The sequence below is a fragment of the Arthrobacter sp. 10T413_2 genome, assembly GCF_056394205.1.
The window spans coordinates 1-4,211 of record NZ_JBFTHK010000273.1 but is presented as its reverse complement, the minus strand read 5'-3'; the positions used below and the strand labels follow the sequence as shown (position 1 = coordinate 4,211).

General features: G+C 67.4%; 2 protein-coding genes. Both read right to left on the bottom strand.

Annotated elements, in window-relative coordinates:
• Positions 1-983: AAA family ATPase (locus AC1DBQ_RS22310; RefSeq protein WP_476930589.1), on the bottom strand; the 983-nt coding region annotated here is incomplete at its 3' end.
• Between the two features lie 95 nt (positions 984-1,078).
• Positions 1,079-3,820 (bottom strand): helix-turn-helix transcriptional regulator, encoded by a 2,742-nt coding sequence (locus tag AC1DBQ_RS22305; RefSeq protein WP_476930588.1) that lies wholly within the window; start codon positions 3,818-3,820, stop codon positions 1,079-1,081.
• Between the last annotated feature and the right edge of the window lie 391 nt (positions 3,821-4,211).

Below are 4,211 nucleotides of genomic sequence, written 5' to 3'. Positions count from 1 at the left end.
CCCAGCACGCTTGAGCGCAGGGCTGAACTGCGGCCGGCCGGGACCCGGTGCCGGATGATCTCGCCGACAATCGGGCTCGCGGGCCGTACCAGCCGGTMGTGCCCGGCTGAGACAGCGATGATTCCTGCCGTGTCCAGTGCATCGACGGCTTTCGGACCGCTGATCCGCAGGATCTGGGCCAGGGAGAGCGGTCMGGCCAGGGCAATGATCGTGGCTGCGGTCTTCTCCTCCGGCGTCATGGAGCGCAGCTGCCGGTCAACGACATCGGCGGCGGGCACCTGGCCCATGTCCGGGTTGGCCAGGAGGAACCATACGCCGTGCCGGAAACCCAGTGCGCCGCTGCTACGGGCATGCTGAATCAGGGACATCAGCATSAGGGGGTTCCCGTCTGCCGCATCATGAAACAGCGCGCTGACCCACGGGGAGACGTCGGCCCGCAGGACCTGTTCGCACAGCTGGTGTGTTCCGGTCCGGCTGAGCGGGGCAAGATCGAATTTGGCAATGATTCCGTCGTCCCACAAGGACAGGAATTCTTCCGGGATCATCGGCCCGGGCCGGCATGCCACCAGGATTCCCGCGGCGCCGGTGGCCGCGGCCTGAGCCAGCTGCCGGACAGTCCCGTGGTCGAGGCAATGCGCGTCGTCGACGACGAACAGGGGGCGTTCCGCTTCCGACTTCAGGCTGCCCGCCATCGCTTCCACGACGGCGGCGTAGGAGTCGAGTTCACGGTCGGGAAGCCGGGACAGGTACGGCGCCAGGGCGCCAAAGGGAACGGCGGCCAGAGCCGGCGTGGCCGTCAGCCGGATGATGTKGCTGCGGGGACCAAGTTCGCGGATGACGGCCTTAACGACGGCGGTCTTGCCCGTCCCTGCCCCCCCGACCACGAGCGCACCTGATCTGGTGTCGTCGCGCAGGCAACGCACCAGATCCTTGACCAGCGCCGATCGCTCGATCAGCRGGGCGGTCTCAGTCAGGCTTTCCATCGCCGGTTCTTCCTGCCGTCCTCTGCTTGTCCGGGAAAGCTGCCCGAAGCGTTCCGGCGTCAGCCGTCCGGGCAGCTGCCCGGACCGTGCCGGCGTCAGCCGAGCCGGGAGCTGTCTGCCGGCGTTGAGATGACATCTTTGAGTTCCGATCGGCTGGCGACATGCAGCTTCGAATACACCTGGTAGAGGTGTCCCTCGACCGTGCGGACCGATACGTGCATCTGTTCCGCGATCTTGCGGTTGGACGTGCCGGCAGCKGCGCRGACCGCGACTTCGCATTCCCTCGCCGTCAGGGTCGAGGTGGTGAGCGAATGCAGACCGTTCTTGGGACTGCCGAACTTGTCATCGAGCGACTGCTGCGCCCGCTGGGCKATCCGCAGCGCGATCCGGTTGCCGGCGTCGTTGGCGCAGCTGACGGCTTTCCGGGCCGCGTCCCTGGCGAAGACCGCGTTGCCGGATGCGTCAGCGTCCTTGGACGCCCCCAGCAACTGTTCGCTGTCGGCCTCCCTCATGCCCTCGGCCAGCCGCGAGCACAGGGCCGCGAATTGTCCGGTCACCCGGCTGCTCAGGCTGTCCAGCTTCTGGCCAATCTGGCGGTCCCCCAGCCTGGCGGCCGCGGACAGGAACAGGAGCGCCGGTGCCAGGGCCGAGGATTCCGTGTCGCTGTCTGCCTCGGCCGTGAGGGCGCGGATGGACATGGCCCTCTGCCCGAGCTCGGCTTGGGCCGAGAGTTCGAAGTAACGGGTGAGCCGTCCAACCAGCCACGCCGCCGGTGTCCCGGGCTGGGCGAGGTCGCCCAGCAGGACGGCAGCCGTTTCCTCCTCGCCCTGCAGGGCGGCGGCATAGGCACAGACCGCGGTAGCCAGGCCCGCCAAGGCGTCGGGGTCCTGGGCCAGGAGCTRCCACCTGCCCGCCTGAAGCCTGGACAGKGCATCGTCGAGATGTCCGGAGTGCAGGTCAATGACGCCCTGCCCGATCTCGAACATCCCCCCGAGCCGGGTCTGGGGCTCTCCGCCGCCATACGTCTCCTCGAGGTAGGCGGATGCCTCCCTGAACTTGGCCGACAGCAGTAGCAGGAGCAGGAACCTGCCGCGGATCTCACGGACCGCGCGGTCCGTGAGCCGCACGTTCGCGGTGGCCGCCAGGATCTGCTTGCCCAGGACCATCGCCCGCACGACGTTGCCGMTGACAGCCAGGGCCTCGCAGCGCACGCTGGCGGTCACAAGCCGCGGCTCGCTGCCCAGGTCCGCTGTGTCCATGCTGTCAGTCGTGGCAAGGACATCGGCGTAGCGTCCCTGGAACGCGGCGAGCTCGGCCTCGGCCAGGCGCAGCTGCTCCCGCGCCGCGCTGACGGTGGAGCCCCGCCCCGCGKGCTCGGCAGCCAGMCGCTCCGCGAGTTCCCGTAGCCGTGCCCGGGGATCGGCTCCCGGGGCAGTGCTGCGTTTTTCCAGCTCCGCCCGCAGYAGCTGCAGGGCCGTCCATTCGGCCAGCGGAAGCTCCCCGCGGGCTTCTTTGTCCAGCGACTCCAGAACCCGGTGTGCGGACTCATCGTTATTTACCGAGATGTGGGCAGTCACCGACTCGATGGCCAGCGGGACGGCGGGCTCGCCGCCGTCGATCTCCTGGACGAACCGCAGGGCGGCTGCGGGGTCGGACGCGCTGTTGGCTGCGCGGGCCGCCGCCAGGGCGACCTCCGGGCTCACCTGCTCCCCGCAGTCCAGCGCCCAGGCGACGCCGGTGGAGCCACCGGCGTCCAGGGCGTCGGACTCCTGGAGCACGKCGGTGAGCCGGCGGCGGAGTTCGGCGCTGCGTCCGGGCGGGACAACGCTCGCGACKATTCCGGCAGTCACCGGGTTGGCAACGCTGACCATCGGCGGATGGTCATGGGTCACCCGGATCAAGGTCCGCTCCTGGAGCGCGTCCATATCCTGGGGGTTGGCGATGAGCATGAGGGTCTGCAGCGGGACCGCCCCGGCAAGGGCCAGCAGTTCAAAGACGTCGCGCTGGCCGGTGCCGAGCCGGTTCAGGCGGGCCTTCACGACGTCCCGGATCTCGCCCGTCAAAGCGATCGGGCCGTTGCCCAGGAACCATACGCCGTCCTGGCGGACCACTGTGCCCAGCTTGATCTGTTCGCGGGCCAGGGAGTGGAGGAACAGGGCGTTGCCCCCGCTCGCGCTCCAGAGCGCCCGGGCGGCCGTCAAGGAGAACCGGCCGCCGTATTCGTGGTGCAGTGTTGCGGCCGTCTCGGCGAAGTCAAACGGGCCAAGGTCCACCCGACGGAGCAGGTCATCCTTCCACAGTMCCATGATGTCGCCGCCGACGTGAGGCATGTCCACGCACGCCGCCAGCAGCGTGACATGGGCACCCGCGCTCAGCTGGGCCACCATCATGCTCGAGAGCTCGTCGAGGTCATGGGCGTTGTCCACAAAAAGGACGATTTGCCGCCCCTCGGACTTGTTGTGCAGCAGCTGGGTCAGCCCGCGCAACACCATCAGGGGGTGCTCGAGGTGGGAGGCGTCGAGGTCGTTCAGGAGGACGCTCAGGGCACCGTAGGGAAGTTTGGAGGAGATCGAGCTGCCCCTGACCTGGACCACCAGGTACTCGTCGCCGAGCTGCTCAATGGCGCGCTGGGCGATAAAGGATTTGCCGGCCCCGTGGTCGCCCACGAGGACTATGCCGCACCCGGAACCCGACGTCAGGGTTTGCACGACGTCGGCAACGAGCTGTTGGCGGGTGAAGGGTCTGTCTTTGTTCCGGCCGTGGCCGTTTCGTTGCGCCGGAAACATTGCTTCTGTCTGGCCGCTGCCCGCTGGCAAGCCGGCGTCTTGCTGGAACATATGAGAGACCTTCGCAATCAAAGTTTTGAGCGGTGATACCTCCACCRTATTGACTACGCGTATTTTCGGTATGCGTAAGTAGTACTCGATTACGCAGCKAGTATTCGGCCGGCTCTACGTAGCTGTACTCAGTTGCGGCCACACGGCTGCCGGGTCCAAACCAAGTAGTCGGAGCCCCGCCTCACGTGTCCCTGAGCGTAGTCTCCCGCAGCCCCGGACCAGCGGCTGCCTCCGGGCCTAGCTGTACTCAGCCAGGACGTTGGTTACACGGTGAAAGGGTGAAGACCTCTTAGGTTGGTGGTTACCACACACACCTAGCGACTAAGAGGTCTTCATGGTCCACCGTAATGCCCGTCTGACTCCTGCCGGTAGAGGCATCCTTGTCCAGCGC